This window comes from Paracoccus aestuariivivens, assembly GCF_009711225.1.
In the GTDB taxonomy this organism is placed as follows: Bacteria; Pseudomonadota; Alphaproteobacteria; order Rhodobacterales; family Rhodobacteraceae; genus Paracoccus; species Paracoccus aestuariivivens.
This window is the reverse complement of the sequence record NZ_WMIE01000001.1, coordinates 279,447-299,616: the sequence shown is the minus strand read 5'-3', so window position 1 is coordinate 299,616 and position 20,170 is coordinate 279,447. Positions and strand designations below refer to the sequence as shown.

General features: G+C 63.1%; 20 protein-coding genes. 9 read left to right on the top strand and 11 right to left on the bottom strand.

The annotated features are described in order from the left end of the window. Positions 1 to 3 precede the first annotated feature (3 nt). The 3 genes from GL286_RS01570 to queA all read right to left on the bottom strand — a co-directional run bounded on the left by GL286_RS01570 (position 4) and on the right by queA (position 2,966). Positions 4 to 591 (bottom strand): DUF924 family protein, encoded by a 588-nt coding sequence (locus GL286_RS01570; RefSeq protein ID WP_155093791.1) that lies wholly within the window; start codon positions 589 to 591, stop codon positions 4 to 6. A 66-nt stretch (positions 592 to 657) separates the two neighbouring features. Further along, complete coding sequence (locus GL286_RS01565; RefSeq protein WP_155093790.1) at positions 658 to 1,905, bottom strand: MFS transporter; 1,248 nt, start codon at positions 1,903 to 1,905, stop codon at positions 658 to 660. A gap of 11 nt (positions 1,906 to 1,916) precedes the next feature. Next, positions 1,917 to 2,966, bottom strand: coding sequence for a tRNA preQ1(34) S-adenosylmethionine ribosyltransferase-isomerase QueA (queA, locus tag GL286_RS01560; RefSeq protein ID WP_155093789.1), 1,050 nt, complete (start codon positions 2,964 to 2,966; stop codon positions 1,917 to 1,919). A gap of 123 nt (positions 2,967 to 3,089) precedes the next feature. Between queA and GL286_RS01555 the strand changes: the two genes are divergently transcribed. Both GL286_RS01555 and bfr read left to right on the top strand, forming a co-directional pair. Beyond that, positions 3,090 to 3,380 carry a (2Fe-2S)-binding protein gene (locus GL286_RS01555; protein WP_155093788.1) on the top strand — a complete coding sequence of 97 codons (291 nt, stop codon included), beginning with the start codon at positions 3,090 to 3,092 and terminating at the stop codon, positions 3,378 to 3,380. After that, positions 3,328 to 3,813, top strand: coding sequence for a bacterioferritin (bfr, locus tag GL286_RS01550; protein WP_155093787.1), 486 nt, complete (start codon positions 3,328 to 3,330; stop codon positions 3,811 to 3,813). Before GL286_RS01555 ends, bfr begins: the two co-directional genes overlap by 53 nt. Before the next feature lie 42 nt (positions 3,814 to 3,855). On the opposite strand, the gene GL286_RS01545 is transcribed toward bfr, so the two are convergent. Beyond that, positions 3,856 to 4,533, bottom strand: coding sequence for an HAD-IA family hydrolase (locus GL286_RS01545; protein ID WP_155093786.1), 678 nt, complete (start codon positions 4,531 to 4,533; stop codon positions 3,856 to 3,858). 103 nt (positions 4,534 to 4,636) lie between these two features. Between GL286_RS01545 and glmU the strand changes: the two genes are divergently transcribed. Both glmU and glmS read left to right on the top strand, forming a co-directional pair. Further along, a complete protein-coding gene (glmU, locus tag GL286_RS01540; RefSeq protein WP_155093785.1) occupies positions 4,637 to 5,977 on the top strand; it encodes a bifunctional UDP-N-acetylglucosamine diphosphorylase/glucosamine-1-phosphate N-acetyltransferase GlmU in 1,341 nt (446 codons plus the stop codon). 2 nt (positions 5,978 to 5,979) lie between these two features. Continuing rightward, on the top strand, positions 5,980 to 7,797 hold the full coding sequence (gene glmS, locus GL286_RS01535) for a glutamine--fructose-6-phosphate transaminase (isomerizing) (protein WP_155093784.1): 1,818 nt from the start codon (positions 5,980 to 5,982) through the stop codon (positions 7,795 to 7,797). A gap of 19 nt (positions 7,798 to 7,816) precedes the next feature. Here glmS and aqpZ read toward each other — a convergent pair whose 3' ends face one another. The 7 genes from aqpZ to GL286_RS01505 form a co-directional block, all read right to left on the bottom strand. Then, positions 7,817 to 8,503 carry an aquaporin Z gene (aqpZ, locus tag GL286_RS01530; RefSeq protein WP_155093783.1) on the bottom strand — a complete coding sequence of 229 codons (687 nt, stop codon included), beginning with the start codon at positions 8,501 to 8,503 and terminating at the stop codon, positions 7,817 to 7,819. A gap of 242 nt (positions 8,504 to 8,745) precedes the next feature. Further along, positions 8,746 to 10,602: a PhoX family protein gene (locus GL286_RS01525; protein ID WP_155093782.1), complete on the bottom strand. Its 1,857-nt coding sequence runs from the start codon at positions 10,600 to 10,602 to the stop codon at positions 8,746 to 8,748. A gap of 211 nt (positions 10,603 to 10,813) precedes the next feature. Next, complete coding sequence (locus GL286_RS22140; RefSeq protein WP_170295006.1) at positions 10,814 to 10,966, bottom strand: hypothetical protein; 153 nt, start codon at positions 10,964 to 10,966, stop codon at positions 10,814 to 10,816. Positions 10,967 to 11,128: 162 nt separating this feature from the next. Then, the gene (locus GL286_RS01520; protein WP_155093781.1) at positions 11,129 to 12,646 is read right to left on the bottom strand and encodes a tripartite tricarboxylate transporter permease; all 1,518 of its coding nucleotides are present in this window, start codon (positions 12,644 to 12,646) and stop codon (positions 11,129 to 11,131) included. Positions 12,647 to 12,649: 3 nt separating this feature from the next. After that, complete coding sequence (locus GL286_RS01515; protein WP_246184798.1) at positions 12,650 to 13,123, bottom strand: tripartite tricarboxylate transporter TctB family protein; 474 nt, start codon at positions 13,121 to 13,123, stop codon at positions 12,650 to 12,652. Between the two features lie 17 nt (positions 13,124 to 13,140). Continuing rightward, positions 13,141 to 14,082 carry a Bug family tripartite tricarboxylate transporter substrate binding protein gene (locus tag GL286_RS01510; RefSeq protein ID WP_155093779.1) on the bottom strand — a complete coding sequence of 314 codons (942 nt, stop codon included), beginning with the start codon at positions 14,080 to 14,082 and terminating at the stop codon, positions 13,141 to 13,143. A 193-nt stretch (positions 14,083 to 14,275) separates the two neighbouring features. Continuing rightward, a complete protein-coding gene (locus GL286_RS01505; RefSeq protein WP_246184797.1) occupies positions 14,276 to 15,376 on the bottom strand; it encodes an ABC transporter substrate-binding protein in 1,101 nt (366 codons plus the stop codon). A 57-nt stretch (positions 15,377 to 15,433) separates the two neighbouring features. Here GL286_RS01505 and GL286_RS01500 point away from each other — a divergent pair, with 57 nt between their 5' ends. The 5 genes from GL286_RS01500 (at position 15,434) to GL286_RS01480 (ending at position 20,162) form a co-directional block, all read left to right on the top strand. After that, positions 15,434 to 16,105, top strand: coding sequence for a response regulator transcription factor (locus tag GL286_RS01500; protein ID WP_155093778.1), 672 nt, complete (start codon positions 15,434 to 15,436; stop codon positions 16,103 to 16,105). Further along, on the top strand, positions 16,102 to 17,499 hold the full coding sequence (locus GL286_RS01495; protein ID WP_155093777.1) for a sensor histidine kinase: 1,398 nt from the start codon (positions 16,102 to 16,104) through the stop codon (positions 17,497 to 17,499). The genes GL286_RS01500 and GL286_RS01495 overlap by 4 nt, the downstream gene beginning before the upstream one ends. Before the next feature lie 189 nt (positions 17,500 to 17,688). Next, entirely contained in the window at positions 17,689 to 18,786 is a 1,098-nt protein-coding gene (locus GL286_RS01490) for a DUF475 domain-containing protein (RefSeq protein WP_155093776.1), read from the top strand. Between the two features lie 113 nt (positions 18,787 to 18,899). Then, positions 18,900 to 19,901, top strand: coding sequence for a hypothetical protein (locus GL286_RS01485; RefSeq protein WP_155093775.1), 1,002 nt, complete (start codon positions 18,900 to 18,902; stop codon positions 19,899 to 19,901). Positions 19,902 to 19,994: 93 nt separating this feature from the next. Next, the gene (locus tag GL286_RS01480) at positions 19,995 to 20,162 is read left to right on the top strand and encodes a hypothetical protein (RefSeq protein WP_155093774.1); all 168 of its coding nucleotides are present in this window, start codon (positions 19,995 to 19,997) and stop codon (positions 20,160 to 20,162) included. The last annotated feature ends 8 nt before the right edge of the window (positions 20,163 to 20,170 follow it).

Genomic DNA, 20,170 nt, shown 5'->3' with positions numbered 1-20,170 from the left:
CATTTACGCTAGATCAGCAAGCGACAGCTTGCCCGAGACGAGCGCGCCATATCCGCCTGCCTGCATCACTTGCAGTTCTTCAGGCGTCGGATCGCGCCCCAGTGCCGCATTGCGCCAAGGAAAGCGACCGAAACGGGCGATGGTGTCGCGGTGCAGCTGGGCGTGAAGCAGGTTTTCGCCGGGCATGAATTCGGCGAACAGCGCGACGGCGCGGTCCTGATCGGAAAGCTTCTCGCTATGCTCGAAGGGCAGGTAGAAAAACTGTCGAGCGGGCGGGGCGATCTGCAGGTCAAAACCCGCCGCGATGGCCTGATCGGCCAGCTTCAGGGCCAGCGCGTCGGTTGCGAAGGCGCGGGGATCGTCGCGGAACATATTGCGCGGAAACTGGTCGGTCAGGATCAGCGCGGCCAATGCACCTTCGGGCGATTGGATCCAGTCGGGGGTGATTTGCCCGGCCTGCTGCCAGCTTTCCATGAATAGTTCGCGGATATTCTGGTCCAGCGAATCCGAGCGGGCGTACCAGCCTTTTTCGCCTGTCTCGTCAATCCAGAAGCTGTTGATTTCGTCAGGGGTTGCGATTTGCGCGGCCATGATATGTGTCCTTCCCGTGTTGGAGGGATGGTTGCAGAGCGTGCTGTCGCTCGCAAGCCCGTCAGATCAGGCGGCAGGTTTCTGCGGATCGTCCGAGCCTGCATTTCCCAGCGCGGCCTCGACTGCCAAGGGGGTGGCCGATGGCGCGATGACGGCGAAGCTCTGGTCCTGTGCCGGAGCGGGACGGCGGGTGGTGCGCCAGCCTGCATAGACCGTCAGGATGATCAGAAGGACACCGATATAGACCCAGAACCCTTCCGGACCCAAAGCCGACATCAGCCAGCCGGTGATCAGCGGGCCGGTCATTGCGCCGATGCCGTTGATGAACAATAGCCCCGCCGAGGCGGCAGCCATGTCGCTCGAGTCCAGAAAATCGTTCGTATAGGCCAGAAGCAGGGAATAGACCGGATTCGCGACGCCTCCGATGATCGCTGCGGTGACCAGAAGGCCCCAGATCCCCGGTTGCAGGTATAATGTGGCAAAGCTGACGATCAGCCCGATCAGTGACAGCACCATGACGATCATCCGCCGGTCACTATGATCCGAGAACCATCCGACCGGATATTGCAGCACCAGTCCGCCAATATAAATCGCGGCGACGAAGGCCGATATCTCGCTCACCGTCAGTCCGCGCAGCGAGCCCCAGACCGAGGCCATCCCGAAAATCGCCGAGAAAACGCCTCCCATCAGGAACATGCCGATGCAGCCCAAGGGCGAGACCCGGAACAGTGTCGCGAAGGACATGCGTTGCAGCGTCGCGAATTGCGGCGCAGGTTGGCGCGACAGCAGGATCGGCAGGAATGATAGGCTGACCAGAACCGACGGAATGACAAACAGCACATATCCCGCCGGATCGCTGAGGTTGAGCAGCATTTGCGCGGCGATGATCCCCAGCATCTGAACGATCATATAGGCGGACAGCGCCTGACCGCGGGTTTCGTTGCTCGCGCTGGCATTCAGCCAGCTTTCGGCCGTGATATACACACCCGAGAAACAGAACCCGATCCCCAGCCGCATGACGGCCCAGAAGATCCAGTGCGGATAGACCGCGTACAGGATCAGCACCGATGAGATCATCGAGGCCAGCGCCGCAAAGACCCTGACATGGCCGACCCGTTGGATCATGTCCGGCACCATGCGCGACCCCAACAGGAAGCCGCCGAAATAGGATGCCATGACGATCGACATATGCGTGGTCGAGATGCCCTCGATCGAGCCGCGGATGCCCAGAAGCGTGCCTTGCATGCCATTGCCGACCATGAGCAGCAGAATGCCCAAAAGCAGTGGCCATGTCGTTCTCAGCACGATCAGCATCTTTGAATCCTTTACGGGATCAGCAGCGAGGCATCGCCGTAACTGAAGAAACGGTAGTTCGAGTCGACGGCGTGGCGATAGATCTCGCGGATACGGTCCTGCCCCATCAACGCGCTGACCAGCATCAGCAACGTCGATTTCGGCAGGTGGAAATTGGTCATCAGCGCATCGGTCACTTTGAACCGATAGCCCGGATAGATGAATATTTCCGTGACACCCTGATAGGGCGCGATGGTGCCATCATCTTTGGCGGCGGATTCGATCAGGCGCAGGGCGGTCGTACCGACGGGGATGACGCGGCCACCGGCTTTGCGGGTGGCGTTGATCGCCTCGGCAGCTTCAGCAGTTACCTCGCCCCATTCCCCATGCATCTTATGGGTGGTGACATCCTCGACCTTGACCGGAAGGAACGTCCCTGCGCCGACATGCAGCGTGACATGGGTGAAGCGAACGCCCTTGGCGCGGAGCGCCTCCAGCAGTTCCGCATCGAAATGCAGGCTGGCGGTCGGGGCCGCGACGGCGCCGGTATTACGGGCCCAGACGGTCTGATAATCCTCGCGGTCGGCTTCGTCGGGGGCGCGCAAGGCCGCAATATAGGGGGGCAGGGGCATCGCGCCGACTTGGCTGAGCGCGGCGTCAAAGGCATCGCCTTCGGCGTCAAAGCGCAGGGTCAGACCGGTCTCGGCGATTTCGGACACCTCGGCGGAAAGCGCCTCGCCGAAACGGATGACCTCGCCCTGCTTCAGTTTGCGCAGGGGTTTCGCCAGCGCCTTCCAGCCGCCATGGGCATCGGGTTCCAGCAGCGTGATTTCCACCTTGGCCACGACCTCGCCCTGCGGGGTCTGGCGCGCGCGCGTGCCGGTCAGGCGGGCGGGAATGACCTTGGTGTCGTTCAAGACCAATAGGTCGCCCGGCCCCAGAAGGTCAGTCAGGTCGCGGACATGCAGATCGCGCGTCGCCGGACCTTGGGCCAGCAGCAAACGGGCCGAGCTGCGCGGGCGCGCGGGACGGGTGGCGATCAGCCCTTCGGGCAGGTGAAAGTCGAAATCGTCTAGCTTCATTTGGCGCTTCTCGCGCCGCTGCTGCCGAGCGTCAAGGCGGCGGATAATCACAAAGTGAAAACGTCGGACTTTACATGGATGACAGAATCAGTAAGTTTTGCCCAATTCCTCTAGGTGAGTCCCATGATCATCTGCCACTGCACCCAGATCTCCGACCATGACATCCGCGCGGCGGTGGACTGGATGCGTGCGTCCGATCCCGAGACCATTATTACCCCAGGAAAGATCTACCACGCCCTCGGTAAACGCGCCGATTGCGGCGGCTGTATGCCCTTGTTTCTGGACACGATGCGGCAATGCGATAATCTGGCCGTACCCCCCGTTCTACGGGGCCTGAGAGCCAGCCGCAAAGGAGCCAGCTATGAAGGGCGACGCGAAGGTCATCGAGTATCTCAACGCAGCGCTTCGGTCTGAACTGACCGCCGTCAGCCAGTATTGGCTGCATTATCGCCTGCAAGAGGATTGGGGCTTCGGCAAGATTGCCGACAAATCCCGCGCCGAATCCATCGAGGAAATGCATCACGCCGACCGGCTGATCCAGCGCATCATCTTCCTGGAAGGCCACCCGAATCTGCAAAAGCTTGATTCGCTGCGCATTGGTCAAAACCTCAAGGAAACGCTCGAGGCCGATCTTGCGGCGGAATACGACGCGCGCACGCTTTATGTCGAGGCGCGCGACTATTGCGAATCCGTCAAGGATTACGTCAGCAAGGATCTGTTCGAGGCGCTGATCGAAGATGAGGAAGGTCATATCGACTTCCTCGAAACGCAGCTTGATCTGTATGAATCCATCGGCGCGCAGAATTACGGCCATCTGAACGCGAAACCGGCCAGCGAAGCCGAGTGATCCGCGCGAAATGTGGAAACGGGGGCCTTTCGGCCCCCTTTTTCATGCCCGCAGCCAGTCCTGCGCCAAGGCAGGCAGGTCGTCGAAATGCGCCAGCATCGCCTCGGGGGCAAGGCGGGACAGGCTTTCGCCCTCGGGGCCAAAGGCCACCAGCGCGACCTTGACCCCTGCGGCTGCCGCGGTTTTTCTGTCGGTTTCGGTGTCGCCCACAAGGAAGGAATGCGCGACATTGCCACCCGCAGCCTCGACGGCGGCGGTGTAGGGGCGGGGATCGGGCTTGCGGACGGGCAGGGTATCGGCACCGATCAGCGAGGCGAAACGGTCGCGGATGCCAAGCTCGCGCAGCAGGGTTTCGGCCAGCCCCTCGGGCTTGTTGGTGCAGACGGCAAGGCGGTGGCCCGCGTCGGCCAGTTGGTCCAGCGCGGCCTCGGTGCCGGGGTAAAGTCTGGTGTGGACAGCGATGCGTTCACCGTAATGGCCCAGAAGCAGGGCGAAATCCTGATCCTCGGCACCGGGCGGCAGCAGCATATCCGAGCCCATCCGCGCGTAGCCGGCCCGCAACATGGCGCGGCCCCCGTGAAAGGCGATCAGTGCGTCGGCTACGGGGTCCAGCAAAGCGCCAAGGCCTCTGCCCTCGAAACAGGCATTGGCCGCTGCGATCAGGTCGCCTGACGTATCGGCCAGCGTCCCGTCCAGATCGAAGACCACCGTTCCTGCCATGCTGTAACCTTCCGTCAAGATGTGTGATGCGTCGGGGTCTTTCCCCGATGCCGCCCCATAGGTAGAACGCCAAGATCAGATAAGAAACAGGCAAGAGGCCGTCATGTCAGACAATCCCGTCGCTCTCATCGTTCTGGCAGCAGGTCAGGGCAGCCGGATGCAGTCGGACCTGCCCAAGGTGCTGCACCGTCTGGGCGGGGTGCCTTTGGTTGGCCATGCCCTTGCCGCCGGTCGTGCGGTCGAGCCCGAGCGCATCGTGGTCGTCGCGGGCCATGGCGCCGATGCCGTCAAGAAGGCCGTCGGCAAGCTGGACCCCGAAGCAGCGATTGCCTTGCAAGAGGAACAGCTTGGCACGGGTCATGCCGTGCAGCAGGCCCTGCCGCTGCTTGATGGTTTCGAGGGCCGCGTCATCGTGCTTTACGGCGACACTCCGTTCATCGGCGAGGATACCTTGCTGGAACTCGCCGCGCACTCGGCTGATGTCGTCGTGCTGGGCTTCGAGGCCGCTGATCCGGGCCGCTACGGACGTCTGGTCACTGGCCCCGAGGGGCTTGAGCGGATCGTCGAGTTCAAGGATGCCGATGAGGCCACCCGTGCCATCCGTCTGGTCAATTCCGGCGTGTTGGCCGCCGATGCCGCCTTGCTGCGCGCGCTGCTGCCCAAGGTCGGCAATGCCAATGCGGCGGGCGAATATTACTTGACCGATATTCCCGCTCTGGCACGCGCCGAAGGTCGTAGCGTTCAGGTCGTGACCTGCCACGAGGCTGAAACGCTCGGCATCAACACCCGCGAGGAACTGGCCGCTGCCGAAGCCGCGTTCCAGTCCCGCGCCCGCGCCCGTGCGCTGGAAGACGGCGTGACCCTGACCGATCCCTCGACCGTCTGGTTCGCGCTGGATACCTATATCGGCCGCGATGCGATCATCGGGCAGAACGTGGTCTTCGGCCCCGATGTCACCGTGGAAAGCGGGGCCGAGATCCTGCCCTTCTGTCACCTCGAGGGCTGCCATGTCAGTTCCGGCGCGACCGTCGGTCCCTTTGCCCGCTTGCGTCCCGGTGCTGAGCTTGGCGGCGACGTCCATGTCGGCAACTTCGTTGAGATCAAGAACTCGGTCTTGGACGAGGGCGTCAAGGTCGGCCACCTGACCTATCTGGGTGATGCCCATATCGGCGAAGCCACGAATATCGGCGCAGGCACCGTTACCTGTAATTACGACGGCGTCGGCAAGCACCGGACCGAGATCGGGGCCAATGCCTTTATCGGTTCCGACACGATGCTGGTCGCGCCGGTGCGTGTCGGCGCACGGGCTATGACCGGCTCGGGCTCGGTCATTACCGAAGATGTGCCGGATGATGCCTTGGCAATCGGGCGCGCGCGGCAGGTCACCAAGCCGGGCCTTGCGACACGGCTGATGCAGGCGTTGCGCCAGAAGAAAGGTCAATAACCATGTGCGGCATTATCGGCATTCTGGGCGATCACGAAGTTTCGCCGCAACTGGTCGAGGCGCTCAAGCGTCTGGAATATCGCGGCTATGACAGCGCGGGCGTGGCGACCGTCGATGCCTCGGGCCAGTTGGATCGCCGCCGCGCGGTTGGCAAGTTGGTGAACCTGTCGGATCGGTTGGTGCATGAGCCTTTGCAAGGGCACGCTGGCATCGGCCATACGCGCTGGGCGACCCATGGCGCCGCGACCGAGGTTAACGCGCATCCTCACCGTCGCGGGCCCGTGGCCGTGGTGCACAACGGGATCATCGAGAACTTCCGCGAGCTTCGCGACGAGGTCGTGGCGCTGGGCCTACAGCCGGAATCCGATACCGACACCGAAACCGTCGCGCTGCTGACCGCATGGCATATGTCGCAGGGCCTTCCTGCGGTCGATGCCGCCCGCGCGACCCTGTCACGTCTGCACGGCGCGTTCGCCTTGGCCTTCCTTTTCGAAGGCGAGCGCGACCTGATGGTCGCCGCCCGCAAGGGCAGCCCCTTGGCCATCGGTCACGGCAGCGGGCAGATGTTCATCGGCTCGGATGCGGTGGCTCTGGCGCCTTTCACTGATCGCATCACCTATCTGGAGGACGGCGATCACGCGGTCATCACGCGCGCAGGTGCTCAGGTATTCAACGCGGCGGGCGAACTTGCCAATCGCGAGGTTCAGCAGATCGACGTTGGTGCGACCCAGATCGATAAGGGCGGCTACCGCCACTTCATGGCCAAGGAAATCGCCGAGCAGCCTGCCGTTCTGGGCGATGCGCTGAGCCATTACATCAAGGGCGACCGTATCGTTCTGCCCGATGCCATTGACTTCAGCCAGGTCGACCGCCTGACGCTGGTCGGGTGCGGCACGGCTTATTACGCGGGTTGCGTCGCACGCTACTGGTTCGAAAGCCTTGCCGGTCTGCCCTGTGATCTGGATGTCGCATCCGAGTTCCGTTATCGCGAGCCCCCGCTGTCGCCCAATAGCTGGTCCATGTTCATCAGCCAGTCCGGCGAGACTGCCGACACGCTGGCCGCGCTGCATTACGCCCGCGACAAGGTGGCAAAGACCGTGGGCGTGGTGAATGTCGGCACTTCGGCCATCGCGCGGGATGCCGATATCGCCTTGCCGACGCTGGCGGGGATCGAAGTGGGCGTCGCCTCGTCCAAGGCTTTCATCTGCCAGCTTGCCGTTCTGGCTGTGCTGGCGCTGAAAGCGGCGCAGGACCGTGGCCGCTTGACCAAGGACCAGTTGCGAACCCATCTGGCCGATCTGCGGGCGATGCCGGGGCTGCTTAATCAGGTCCTGACGGTCAGCGACGAATGCCGCCGTCTGGCGGGTTGGCTGTCCGAGGCGCAGGACGTGCTGTATCTTGGCCGCGGCCCGCTTTATCCGGTCGCGCTGGAAGGCGCGCTGAAGCTGAAGGAACTGAGCTATATCCACGCAGAAGGCTATGCCTCGGGCGAGTTGAAGCATGGACCGATTGCCCTGATCGACCGCAATGTGCCGGTGGTGGTACTTGCCCCCCGCGATGCCCTGTTCGAGAAAACCGTCTCGAACATGCAAGAGGTCATGGCGCGACACGGGCAGGTGCTGCTGATCTCGGATGCGGCGGGTGTGGAAAAGGCTGGCCACGGTATCCGCGCCAGCCTGACCTTGCCCTCGGGCGGAGGCATCTTTCAGGCGATGCTTTACGCCGTCCCGATGCAATATCTGGCCTATCACACGGCGGTTGCCAAAGGCACCGATGTGGACCAACCCCGCAACCTTGCGAAGTCGGTCACTGTCGAGTGATCGACCTTTCGGGCGGGACCTAGTCAGTCTCGCCCACGGCTTTCCAGATCAGTGCGCCAATCACGGCACCTACGATCGGGGCCAGCCAGAACAGCCACAGTTGCGAAATCGCAGTGCTGCCTGCGAACAGGGCCTGACTGGTCGAGCGGGCCGGATTGACCGAGGTATTCGTCACCGGAATCGAGATCAGGTGGATCAGCGTCAGCGCCAGACCGATCGCGAGCGGTGCGAAACCGACCGGTGCGCGGCCATGAGTCGTGCCCAGAATGACGATCAGGAAGAAGGCGGTCAGCACGATCTCGATCAGCAGGGCCGAAACCATCGAGTATCCGCCCGGCGAGGCCGCGCCATAGCCGTTCGAGGCAAACGAGCCCAGATCGACGCCCGCCTTGCCCGATGCAATGACGTAAAGCACAGCGGCGGCCAGAATTGCGCCGACAAGCTGCGCGACGATGTAAGGGACGACCCGACCACCGGGGAAGCGCCCCGCGACCGTCAGACCGACCGTGACAGCGGGATTGAAATGCCCGCCCGAGATCCCGCCTACGGCATAGGCCATGGTCAGGACCGTTAGTCCGAATGCCAGCGAAACTCCGACAAATCCGATTCCAAGCTCCGGGAAACCGGCTGCAAGGACAGCGCTTCCACAGCCACCGAACACCAACCAGAAAGTGCCGAGAGCTTCCGCGCCCAATTGCTTCTGCATGTTACGACTCCAGATGACGAAATGCGCCGGCACCAAACACGGGTGCTAGGCCGGTGCAATGATTGCACCAAGTCCTTTGGCCGCGAAGCAAAAATGCCGTCGCGTCCGGTCAAACACGTTTAGGTGTGATCGCCACGACCGCAGCTTCGGAAATGGAAAACGGCGGGGTCATCCCCGCCGCATCCTTGAAAGTTCCGGCCCAAGCTTCATGCGCGCGGGCCGAGTTGCAGAACGGCCTGACGTCAGCCGACGGTCGCGCCGTCCTCGCGCCAGACCGCGATCACCGCCGAGCGCGGTTTGCCGTTGCCGTCGGGCCAGCTGCCACCGGGATGCTGGATGCCGACAAAGGCGACCTTGCGATCCGCCGACCAGCACAGGCCGGTGACCTCGCCGCCGTTCGGCGCGGTCAGGAAGCGGGCGATCGCACCGGTTTCGGGATTGCCGACCAGCATCTGGTTGTTCCCCATGCCTGCGAAATCGCCCTCGTTGCTGTCGTCACCATCGGTCTGGATCCACAGCATCCCGTGGCTGTCAAAGGCCATCCCGTCGGGCGAGTTGAACATGTTGCCCGAGGTCACGTTGGCCGATCCGGCAAAGGCGTCCTTGTGGACGTCCGGATTGCCCGCCATCACATACAGATCCCATGCGAACTTGTCCGCGCCGTGATCCTCGCCATCCGGCCGCCAGCGCACGATCTGGCCGTATTCGTTGGCCTCACGCGGGTTGGCAGCGTTGACCGGCATCGAGCCGCCACGTTTCGAATTGTTGGTCAGCGCGCAATAGGCTTCGCATTTGCCCGGATGCGCCGCGATCCATTCGGGGCGATCCATCGTGGTTGCGCCAACCTTGGTGCCCGCGATGCGCGAATAGACGAGCAGTTCGGGCAGGGTCATTCCGGTGGTTTCCGGGGTCAAGGCCAGCCACTCGCCGCTCATGTCGTCGTTGAACTTCGCGACATAAAGCGTGCCGTCCGACAACAGACCATCGGTCGGCTGTCCTTCTGTCCAAGTGCCGTTCGAGACGTAGCGATAGATGAATTCGCCGCGCTCGTCATCGCCCAGATAGACGACGATGCGACCGTCGCGCGCCTGCACCATTTCGGCATTCTCGTGCTTGAAGCGACCAAGTGCGGTATGCTTGACCGGCACGGATTTCGGATCGGCGGGGTCGATTTCGACAACCCAGCCGAAGCGGTGGGGCTCGTTCGGGTTTGCGATCAGGTCGAAGCGGGGATCGTGCTTTTCGTAGTTGTACTGGCTTTCGCCTTTTAGCCCGTAGCGCTTTTCGGCCTCGGTCTGGTCGCGCTCGGTCAGCATGCCGAAATAGCCGTTGAAGTTTTCCTCGCAGGTCAGATAGGTGCCCCAAAGCGTCCGTCCCGAACCGCAGTTGTTCAGCGTACCCAGCGGGGATTTCCCCTCGGGATCGGCCGAGGTCTTGGTCAGATCGGTTCCGGCAGCCGGACCGTCCATGGTCATTTGCGTGTCATTGGTGATGCGGCGGTTGAACGGGCTGTCCACAACGACGGCGTATCCTTCGCCATTGTCGGCGACCTCGATGACGGTGACGCCCTGCATGTTTTTCAGCAGCGTTACTTCATCGGCAGTGCGGGGCATGCCTTCGGCATCGGCGGGCAGGTTGATTTCGGGGTTCACATATTCCGAGTTCACGGCGATGACCTGCTTGCCGTCGATCTCGAACAACTCCATCCCGTCGGTATTCTCGCCAAACACCTTGTCGGACATGGCCAGAGACACGCCGGTTTCCGCCGAGAAGCTGTCCTTGGCCTCCGAGACCAGCGCATCACCCCAACGGACCAGCGGTTTCCACGCGTAACCCTTGGGAACCTGGATTGCGAAGCCGGTGCCAGCCGGAACGGGTTCGAAGGCAAAGGCAGCAGCTTGCGCGCGGGCAGAGGTCGCTCCGCCCAGCATGGCCGAGCCAAAGACGGCTGCACCCGATCCAATCGCCAGCACGCCAAGGAAACCACGGCGCGAGATGGCGCGATCGACCACTTCATCGAATTCCTGGCGCGAGGGGCGCGGGTCGCGCAGCTCGTCGAACTCGTCCCAAGACAGATCAAGCGTCGGTTTCTTCGTCATAGCAGGCCTCGTGCTGGCTAGATTGTGTCGGGGAACGCCTGAATGGCGTTCCGTCGCGCCCCTATGGCAGCGCGATGTGACACTGGGCGCACATGCTTGCGACAGTTTCCTGACAGCCTGACATGAAAATGCCGCCCGGTCCGGAAGGATCGCGGGCGGCATGGAATGTCGCGGATGGCGGGTGCTGCCGGACCGGCAGCGGACCTGCGCCTTACAGGTGGATGGTCTGGAAAGCGACCTTGTTGATGCCCAGCATCTTCAGGTCTTTATCCGCCGGCACACGGTGCATTTCCACCGCGGAAGCGGCATGGATCGCGGCACGGAAGGTGCTGAAAGCCGAGCGGATGGAGCGGAGGACGGTCATCTTTACTACCTGTCTGTTCTCTGTGTTGCGGATAACAGACAAATGGTCCCTTGCCCCGTTTTCTGCAACGCGGCACGGGGTCAAAGCCGCCATGACGCAGGAACATGGCAAGACCCGGCCCGCAATGGCGGGCCGGGCATCAGAGATGTGTCTTTCGGTGGATCAGTCCTCGTCGCCAGCCAGTTGCGACAAGACCTGACCCTTACCACGGGCGCGCAGGATCAGCGGCACGATCAGCGCGAGCGCGGCGATGCCCAGAAGGACGGCGGCGATGGGTGAATGGACCAACGTCGTCCAGTCGCCTTGGCTGATCGCCAGCGCGCGGCGCAATTGCTGTTCGGCCATGGGACCAAGGATCAGCCCGACGACGATCGGCGCGATGGGATAGCCGAACAATCGCATGACATAGCCCAGCACGCCAAAGCCCAGCAGCATCCCCAGTTCGAAGCTTGACGGGTTTGCGCCGATGGTACCCAAGGTCGCGAACAGCAGGATGCCCGCGTAAAGCCACGGCTTCGGCACGGTTAGCAATTTGACCCATAGCCCGATCATCGGCAGGTTCAGGACCAGCAGCATGGCGTTCGCGATCAGCAGCGAGGCGATCAGCCCCCAGACCAGCGTCGGGTTGGTGGCGAACAGCAGCGGCCCCGGTTGCAGCCCGAACTGCTGGAAGCCCGCCAGCATGATCGCTGCCGTGGCCGAGGTCGGCAGGCCCAGCGTCAAGAGCGGCACCAGCGTTCCCGCAGCCGAGGCGTTGTTCGCGGCCTCGGGTCCGGCGACGCCCTCGATGGCACCATTGCCAAATTCCTCGGGGTGCTTGGTCAGCTTCTTCTCGGTCGCGTAGCTCAGGAAAGTGCCGATCTCGGCCCCGCCAGCGGGCATGGCACCGATAGGAAAGCCGATGAAAGTGCCACGCAGCCATGGTTTCCACGACCGTGCCCAGTCCCTGCGGCTCATCCAGACCGAGCCCTTGACGGCGGTGACCTCGTCCTCCTGATGGTTGCGCTGTCCGGCGATGAACAGGGCCTCGCCCACGGCGAACATGGCGACGGCCATGGTGGTGACCTCGATCCCGTCCAGCAGTTCCGGCACGCCGAATGACAGCCGCGCCTGACCCGTCAGTTGGTCGATGCCGACGCAAGCCAGCGCAAGGCCAAGGAATAGAGACGTCAGCCCGCGCAGCGCGGAATCCCCGAAAGCGGCGGATACGGTGACAAAGGCCAAAACCATCAGCGCGAAATATTCACGCGGACCAAAGACCAGCGCCACCTTGACGATGCTGGGCGCAAGAAAGGCCAGCAACAGCGTGGCGATCAGACCCGCGATGAACGACCCGATGGCAGCCGTGGCCAGCGCGGGACCGCCGCGACCCTTGCGGGCCATCTTGTTGCCCTCGAGCGCGGTGATGATCGAGGCGCTTTCGCCCGGCGTGTTCAGCAGGATCGAGGTGGTCGAGCCGCCATACATCCCGCCGTAATAGATGCCCGCGAACATGATCAGCGAGCCAGCCGCGTCCAGACGGTAGGTGACGGGCAGCAGCAGCGCCACCGTCAGCGCCGGACCGATGCCGGGCAGAACGCCGACGGCCGTACCCAAGGTCACGCCGATCAGCGCGTAAAGCAGCATCATCGGCTCGGCTGCGGTGGCCAGGCCCTGCAGCAGGAAATCGAATGCACCCATGGCTTACCCCTGCCGGAAAATCAGATGCTCGAGCGGACCCGGAGGCAGATGCAGCATCAGGAGTTGCGAGAAGACCATCCAGACCACGAAGGCAAAGACGATCCCGATAGGTAGGGTCTTGGCCAGATTGGTCTTGCCAAAGGCCCGTGCGGTAAAGGCAAACAGGATGCCGGTCGCAATCGAGAAGCCCGCGACATGCAGCAGCACAAGCTGCGCCGCCAGTCCGGCGATGATCCATAGGACCGGAGGGACATTCTGCTGTGGACGCGCCGGAAAATCGCCCTTGAGCGCCGCGACGACGGTCCAGACTGCCAGACCCAGCAGGCAATAGGCGACGACGCGGGGCACGCTGGCGGGACCAACGCCGGAGTAGCCGCCCAGATCGGCAAGGCGTGCGCTGTCCCACAGCATCACGCCCGCGACAAGTGCCAGTCCCGCAGCGATCACAAGCGCCGCCGTATCACGGCGGCGCGGCATTTGCGGCTCTGGGCTGCTCATTTCACCAGACCGATGTCCTTGAGGATGGCCTCAGTCGAGGTGACATCCTTTTCAAGCTGGGCATCGAAATCCGCACCCGACAGATAGGTGTCCGACCAGCCCTTGTCGGCCAGCTGCTTCTGCCAGTTTTCCGATTTGACCATCTTTTCGACGTCGGCGGTCACCTTGGCCTTTTGCTCGTCCGACAGACCCGGAGCAGCGGCGACCATGCGCCAGTTTTGCAGTTCCACGTCGAGACCCGCTTCTTTCAGCGTGGGCGCGTCGGCACCTTCGATGCGCTCGGGCGCGGAAACTGCCAGCAGGCGCAGCGTGCCCGCCTTGATCTGGGCATCGAACTCGCCCAGCGAGGAAATGCCCGCCGTCACCTGATTGCCGAGGATCGCGGCCAGCGCCTCGCCACCGCCGGAATAGGCGATGTAGTTGATCTTGGTGGGATCGACGCCCGCCGCCTTGGCGATCAGGCCGACGGCGATATGGTCGGTACCGCCGGCCGAGCCGCCAGCCCAGCTGACCGCACCGGGATCGGCCTTCAGCGCCTCGATCAGGCCCGCAATATCCTTGAGCGGCGAGGCGGCGGGAACCACGATGGCTTCATATTCGCCGGTCAGGCGCGCGATCGGGGTCACGTCCTTCAGCGAGACGGGCGAGTTGTTGGTCAGGATCGCGCCGACCATGACGTATCCGCCGACGATCAGCGCGTCGGCATTGCCTTTGTTCTGGCTGGCGAATTGGGCAAGGCCGATGGTGCCGCCCGCGCCGGGAACGTTCTGCACCTGGGTCGAGGGCGAAATCCCTTCCTCTTGCAGCACGGTTTGCATCGTGCGGGCGGTCTGGTCCCAGCCGCCACCGGGGTTCGCGGGCGCAATGATGGTGTAATCGGCCATGGCGGGCATGGCGATTGCGCCTGCAAACATGCTGGCGAGAACGAAGTGCTTCATGACATTCCTCCGCAGGGCGCCGTGGCGGCCTTGGCCACCCGGTCGCGTCAATTCTGTTGTGTTCAAAGCCCCTGCCTCTCCCAAAGCGCGGGGTTGCCTCCTTGAAACGGCACGCGGGCCGATCCGGAGACCGTTTCATCACAAGAACCTGTCATGGACCTGACGCGTCCGGAAAAATCTTTGGCGCGGCTGCCTAATGCCCCGAAATCGCCTGATTCCACCGTGCCAGAAGCTTGGCCCGCGTGGCCTGATCCAGATAGGCCAGCAGGCCGGGGCTGACCGGAACAGGTTTCAGCCGCAGTCCCGCCAGATCCTGCATCCCTCCGGCGGGCGAGGCTTGCCCCCCGACCTCAAGGCTGACGGCAGAGAGGCGCAGGGTTTGCGACAGCAGGGTCTGGCCTTCGGGTGACATCAGGAAGGCCAGCAGTTTCCCGCCAAGATCGGGGCGTTGCGCCGCTGCGGGAACCAACCCCACGCGTGAGACGACGACGGTGAAGTCCTTGGGCAGGATCAGGCCGACATCGGGGTGCTTGCGCGCCCATTCTGCCGCATAGGAGCCTAGCAGGTTATAGCCGACCGCCAGCCTGCCATCCGAGATCCGTTGCAGCAATTCCCCTGTCGTCGGGTATTGCTGAACGCCCATCCGGCCCATTGCCGAAACCACCGACCAGATGCCGGGGTAAAGCTCTTGGTCGCGCGCCATGAACAGATAGCCGACCCCCGAGCGGGAAATATCATAAGTGCCGATCCGCCCGCGCGCCTGATCGGGATGTTCGGCCATCCAGCGCACAAGGTCCGAGCGGGTGGCGGGCGGTTCCTGTCCGGCAAAGCTGGGCTTGTGATAGGCAAAGACTGCGGGTTCGAATGTCAGCGCATAGGCCGTGTCGCGCCAGTTCGCCCAATCGGGCCAATGGCCGGTATCGGGCGTCACGACCGCGCGGGCGAAGCCGTCATTCGCCAGCTTGATCTGCAGATCCATTGCCGAGGAAAAGGCGAAATCGGCCGTGCCATGCCCTGCGCGGGTCTCGGTGACGATGCGGTCATGCAGGTCTCCGGTCAGCAGGTTCTCGTAGCGCACTGCGATGTCGGGGTGTCTGGTCTGGAATGCCTGCAACAGCGGCGCAGCCAGATCGTTGTCGAGCGACGAATAGACCGAAATCTGGCTTTCCGCCTTGCCCGACATTGCGGGAAACAACGTGGTCTGGGCCGCAGCCATGCCGGTCAGCAGCATCAGAACGGTGGCGAATGCTGGCAATAGGGCGGGCAGGCGCATGATCGCGCGAGATTGCCTCAAGCGGCCCCCGTTCACAAGCGCCGCGCGGGGCGTTAGGTTCACCCTTACGGGGGAGATATGCGGATACTACTGGTCGAGGACAACCAATCGCTGGCCGAGGGGCTTTCGGCCCTGCTGCGGCAGTCCGGTTACGCTGTGGATGTGGTCCATGACGGGGCCTCTGCCGAGGCGCTGGCGGCGGCCGAAAGCTTTGATCTGGTCATTCTGGACCTGAACCTGCCGCAGATGGACGGGCTTGAGGTGCTGCGCGCCATGCGGGCGCGCCGGAATCCTGCGGCGGTGATGATCCTGACCGCGCGGGGCGCGCCGGAAGATCGCGTGCGGGGGCTGGATCTGGGGGCGGATGACTACCTGATAAAGCCCTTCGATATCGGCGAATTCGAGGCTCGCATCCGTTCGCTTCTACGGCGTCAGGCGGGTTTGCGGACGGCGACAGTCAGCTTCGGGGGGCTGACCTTTGACCAGAACAGCCGCAGCTTCTCGATGGGAGATCAGCCTTTGGACCTGCCCGCGCGCGAACGCGGTTTGCTGGAATTGCTGATCACCCGAGCGGGAAAGGTCGTGCCACGGGAATCCATCGTGCAGTCGCTGACCTCTCTCGAAGACGATCTTTCCGCCAATGCGATCGAGCAATATGTCAGTCGCCTGCGTAAGCGGCTGGCACCAGTCGGGCTGACGGTCAAGACGGCGCGGGGGATCGGCTATTTCCTTGACCGGGCGGCGTCTTGACGCGGGCCGCCGGATCACCACGGCGACCTTTCTCGATCCGGCGGCGGTTGCTGCTTTGGCTTCTGGTCGCTACCGCCGCATTGGGTACGCTCGCGCTGTTCGATACATGGCGCGAGGCCGAGCGGATGGCGAATGCCTTGGCCGACCGCGTTCTGGCCGGATCGGCGCTGGTCATCGCCGAACGCGCCTCGTTGGACGCGGACGGCCGCATCGCCATCGACATTCCCTATGGCGCGCTGGAAATGCTGAGCTCCGCCGCCGAGGACCGTGTTTTCTACCGCGTCGATGGGCCGCCGGGGCATGTGGTGACCGGCTATGCCGATCTGCCGATGTCGGACGCGGTGCAGGGTGGCGATCCGGCATTTTCCGATGGAGAATTCCGTGGCGAGCCGGTGCGGGTGGCCAGCCTTGCCCGCGCGGCCTCGACAGGAATCGACGAAGTGCCCTTTGTCGTCACGGTGGCCGAAACGACGCGGGCGCGGGTCGTTTTGACGCGGACGATCCTGATGCGCTCGGCGTTGCGGCTGACGCTGATGATCCTTGGCGCGGCGGCGATTGTGGGGATAGCGGTGACTGTTTCGCTGCGGCCGCTGTACCGGCTGGGAGAGGCGATTGCCGAACGTAGTCCCGACGATCTTAGTCCGGTCGAGACGCGGGTTCCGTCCGAGGTGCGCGGATTGGTCGGGACGATCAATTCGTTCATGCTACGGCTGAAATCGGCTCTGGACGGGATGCGGAACTTTACCGGCAATGCGGGACATCAGCTTCGGACGCCCTTGGCTGTCGTCCGGACGCAGCTTGCGCTGGCGGCGCGGGCCTCGACCCTGACCGAGGCGCAGGCCGCAGCCAGCAAGGGCGATGCCGCCGTCGCCCATGCCGAGCGCATTCTGGCGCAGCTCCTGTTGCTGGCCAAGGTGGATGCGGCGGCTGGCAGCGATGCGGGACCGATGGATCTGGCGGGGTTTGCGCGCAATCTGACCGCCGACCAGATCCCCGCTGCCGCCGAGGCGGGGATCGATCTGGGCTACGAGGGCAGCGATGCCCCGCTGATGATTCGCGCCGAGCCCTTGCTGCTTGGCGAGGCGCTTCGGAACCTGATCTCGAACGCGATCCTGCATGGCGGGGCAGGGGCCGTGGTGACGGTGCGGGTGGGCCGCGACGGTCAGAACGCCATTCTTGAAGTCGAGGATGACGGTCCGGGCATCCCGCCCGATGCCCGCGCGAGCGCAATAAGCCGCTTCGCGCGCGGCCCCACGCAAGGACCGGGAATGGGGTTGGGCCTGCCCGTCGTCGATGAAATCGCGGCATTGTTCGGCGGCAGGCTTAGTCTGGATGATGGCGCAGAAGGGCAGGGGCTTTGTGCGCGGATCAGCTTTTCTGCGGCGGATGAGTGACGGTTCGGCACGGCTGATAGCGCAAAAACGTAACATCAGACTTGCGTTTTCGGCAACGAACCTCCATCTTCCGGCCATTCGCGAAAGCGTGAATACAGTTTGGTGTCCGGGCCCCTCTGGCGAAACGTGGCGGCACGTTCGTGATGTCGGCATCGATCTTTGACCAGCCGCCTGGACCTATGTTCTCACATGCAACAAGGACACAACCCTCTCGCGGGGGGAACCGCGAATGGAGCCCAAGCATCCACCCTCAGCTATTTCCGTTGGTCGTTCATCGTTACGGCCGTCGGTCTCGCGCTTGGCGCGTATCTGGGCTGGATCTCGACGGGGACGGTCGGCGGAACGCTGTCGGTCTTCTTCATCTGCGCCGTACTTGCGGTGCTGGAAATCTCGCTGAGCTTCGACAACGCGATCGTCAACGCGAACAAGCTCAAGGACATGACCCCCGAATGGCAGCACCGCTTCCTGACCTGGGGGATCGTGATCGCCGTTTTCGGCATGCGGATCGTCTTCCCGCTGCTCATCGTCGTGATCGCGGCCAATATCGGCCCGTGGGAGGCGATGGTTCTGGCGGCAAGCCAACCCGATGAATATTCGCGCATCATGCATGACGCGCACCTGCCCATCGCGGCCTTTGGCGGTACCTTCCTGATGATGGTTGGCCTGAGCTTCTTCTTCGACCACGAGAAAGACGTTCACTGGGTCCGCTGGCTGGAAGACAAGATGCAGCGCTACGCCACCATCCGTGGCATCGAGGTGGCGATCGTTCTGGTCACCGTCCTGATCTTCTCGCGCTTCCTTGGCGATGTCGAATCCGAGGTCTTCTTCCGCTCGGCGATCTGGGGTCTGCTGACCTTCCTGTTGGTCGAGGTTCTGGGCGGGCTGCTGGACAGCACGCAGCAGCAGACGCTGCAAGCCGGTGCCAAGGGCGGTCTGGGTGCTTTCCTGTATCTGGAAGTTCTGGATGCCTCGTTCAGCTTCGACGGCGTGATCGGTGCTTTCGCGTTGACCCACAACCTGTTCGTCATCGCCATCGGCCTTGGCATCGGCGCGATGTATGTCCGCTCGATGACCATCATGCTGGTCGAGCGCGGCACTCTGGCCGAATACCGCTTCCTTGAACACGGTGCCTTCTACGCGATCATCGCGCTGTCGATCATCATGTTCATCCAGCCGCTGATGCATATCCCCGAGGTCATCACCGGTCTGGGCGGCGCCACGCTGATCGGTATCTCGCTGTGGTCGTCGATCCGCTGGAATCGCAAGCGGGTGGCAGCCGAAAGCTGATCTCCCTGCCATAGAAACATCGGGCCGTCCCTGAATAGGGGCGGCTTTTTTGTTGCCTGATTTAGATGAAGTTGCGTTAGCGTTTTCCGGCAACCACTGATCGGGAGAATGACTTGCGCCATCTTGCCATCCTTGCCATCGCCCTTGCTGTCGCAGCTTTGCTGTATTTTGCGCTGCGCTGGCGCGGAGGATGGATGCCACGGATCGGTTTGATCGTCTTGGCGGTCGCGATTGTGCTTGGCGGAGTCTGGCGCCTGACGCCGCAGGAAATCGTCATGCCCGATCACGATAACGGCGAGGATGTCCGCCCGCTTTACGCCAAGGGCCGCGTCCTGCCGCAAGGACCCGAACAAGTCTATCATCTGGGTCACAGTCTGGTCGAGCGCGACATGCCCGCCATGCTGGTTCAGCTTGCGGGGCATGATTATGCGTTGCAACTGGGGTGGGGCACGGCGCTGCGCGAGCATTTTCAGGGGCGCGAGGCGATCAATGGCTTCGCTCAGGAAAACGCCACGCCGAAATACCGCGATGCACATGAGGCGCTGAAAAGCGGCGAATACGGCGCGTTTGTCATGACCGAGATGGTCAGCGTCCGCGATGCCATCCTGTACAAGGACAGCAAGACCTATGTGGGGAAATGGGCCGCCGAAGCTGTCCAAGGTAATCCGGATATCGACATTTTTCTGTACGAGACATGGCATGACCTGAAGGCACCGGATCACGACTGGCTGAATCGTTTGCCGGACGATCTTGATGGGTTATGGACACAGCTTCTATGGCCAGCGGCAAGGGCGGCCGGACGTCCGGTCTGGCTGATCCCCGCCGGTCAGGTCCTGTTCGCGCTGGTCACCGAGGCCGAGACGGGCAGCGGCATTGCCGAGCTGCGTCGGCGCGAGGATTTGTTCCGCGACGACATCCATATGAACGATCTGGGAAATTACCTGATCGCTTTGACCCATTATGCGGTGATCTACGGCAAGACTCCGGTCGGCCTGCCGCATGAATTGAAGTTGGGGAATGGCGAGCCCGCGCAGGCGCCATCGCCCGAATTGGCGCGTCGGATGCAGGAAGTGGTGTGGCAGGTCGTGACCTCGCAGCCCTTGACAGGGGTGTGAGGTCGGGGTTCGGACCGGAACCGAAACCGCGTCTCCAGCGTCATTTTCTATGAGGCGGCCTTGCGCCGCATGCTTCATGGAAAGGACAATGCGATGAATATTCTGGCAGCGGCCCTTTTGGGTGGAATGGTTCTGGCGATCTCGGCCTGCGGGGATAATCCGACCGAACGCGCTGCGACCGGAGGAATCGGCGGCGCGGTCGTCGGTGGACCCGTGGGCGCGGTGGCCGGTGCCACGGTCGGAGCCGCTACGGCGAATTGACCGATCGC

What these genes read in the sequence shown, in the direction of transcription:
- GL286_RS01490 (WP_155093776.1), top strand. Translation starts at nt 17,689, where the DNA reads ATGCAACAAGGACACAACCCTCTCGCGGGGGGAACCGCGAATGGAGCC.
- GL286_RS01515 (WP_246184798.1), bottom strand. Translation starts at nt 13,123, where the DNA reads ATGCCGCGCCGCCGTGATACGGCGGCGCTTGTGATCGCTGCGGGACTG.
- GL286_RS01545 (WP_155093786.1), bottom strand. Translation starts at nt 4,533, where the DNA reads ATGGCAGGAACGGTGGTCTTCGATCTGGACGGGACGCTGGCCGATACG.
- bfr (WP_155093787.1), top strand. Translation starts at nt 3,328, where the DNA reads ATGAAGGGCGACGCGAAGGTCATCGAGTATCTCAACGCAGCGCTTCGG.
- GL286_RS01525 (WP_155093782.1), bottom strand. Translation starts at nt 10,602, where the DNA reads ATGACGAAGAAACCGACGCTTGATCTGTCTTGGGACGAGTTCGACGAG.
- queA (WP_155093789.1), bottom strand. Translation starts at nt 2,966, where the DNA reads ATGAAGCTAGACGATTTCGACTTTCACCTGCCCGAAGGGCTGATCGCC.
- GL286_RS01555 (WP_155093788.1), top strand. Translation starts at nt 3,090, where the DNA reads ATGATCATCTGCCACTGCACCCAGATCTCCGACCATGACATCCGCGCG.
- glmU (WP_155093785.1), top strand. Translation starts at nt 4,637, where the DNA reads ATGTCAGACAATCCCGTCGCTCTCATCGTTCTGGCAGCAGGTCAGGGC.
- glmS (WP_155093784.1), top strand. Translation starts at nt 5,980, where the DNA reads ATGTGCGGCATTATCGGCATTCTGGGCGATCACGAAGTTTCGCCGCAA.
- GL286_RS22140 (WP_170295006.1), bottom strand. Translation starts at nt 10,966, where the DNA reads ATGACCGTCCTCCGCTCCATCCGCTCGGCTTTCAGCACCTTCCGTGCC.
- GL286_RS01520 (WP_155093781.1), bottom strand. Translation starts at nt 12,646, where the DNA reads ATGGGTGCATTCGATTTCCTGCTGCAGGGCCTGGCCACCGCAGCCGAG.
- GL286_RS01510 (WP_155093779.1), bottom strand. Translation starts at nt 14,082, where the DNA reads ATGAAGCACTTCGTTCTCGCCAGCATGTTTGCAGGCGCAATCGCCATG.
- GL286_RS01500 (WP_155093778.1), top strand. Translation starts at nt 15,434, where the DNA reads ATGCGGATACTACTGGTCGAGGACAACCAATCGCTGGCCGAGGGGCTT.
- aqpZ (WP_155093783.1), bottom strand. Translation starts at nt 8,503, where the DNA reads ATGCAGAAGCAATTGGGCGCGGAAGCTCTCGGCACTTTCTGGTTGGTG.
- GL286_RS01480 (WP_155093774.1), top strand. Translation starts at nt 19,995, where the DNA reads ATGAATATTCTGGCAGCGGCCCTTTTGGGTGGAATGGTTCTGGCGATC.
- GL286_RS01570 (WP_155093791.1), bottom strand. Translation starts at nt 591, where the DNA reads ATGGCCGCGCAAATCGCAACCCCTGACGAAATCAACAGCTTCTGGATT.
- GL286_RS01565 (WP_155093790.1), bottom strand. Translation starts at nt 1,905, where the DNA reads ATGCTGATCGTGCTGAGAACGACATGGCCACTGCTTTTGGGCATTCTG.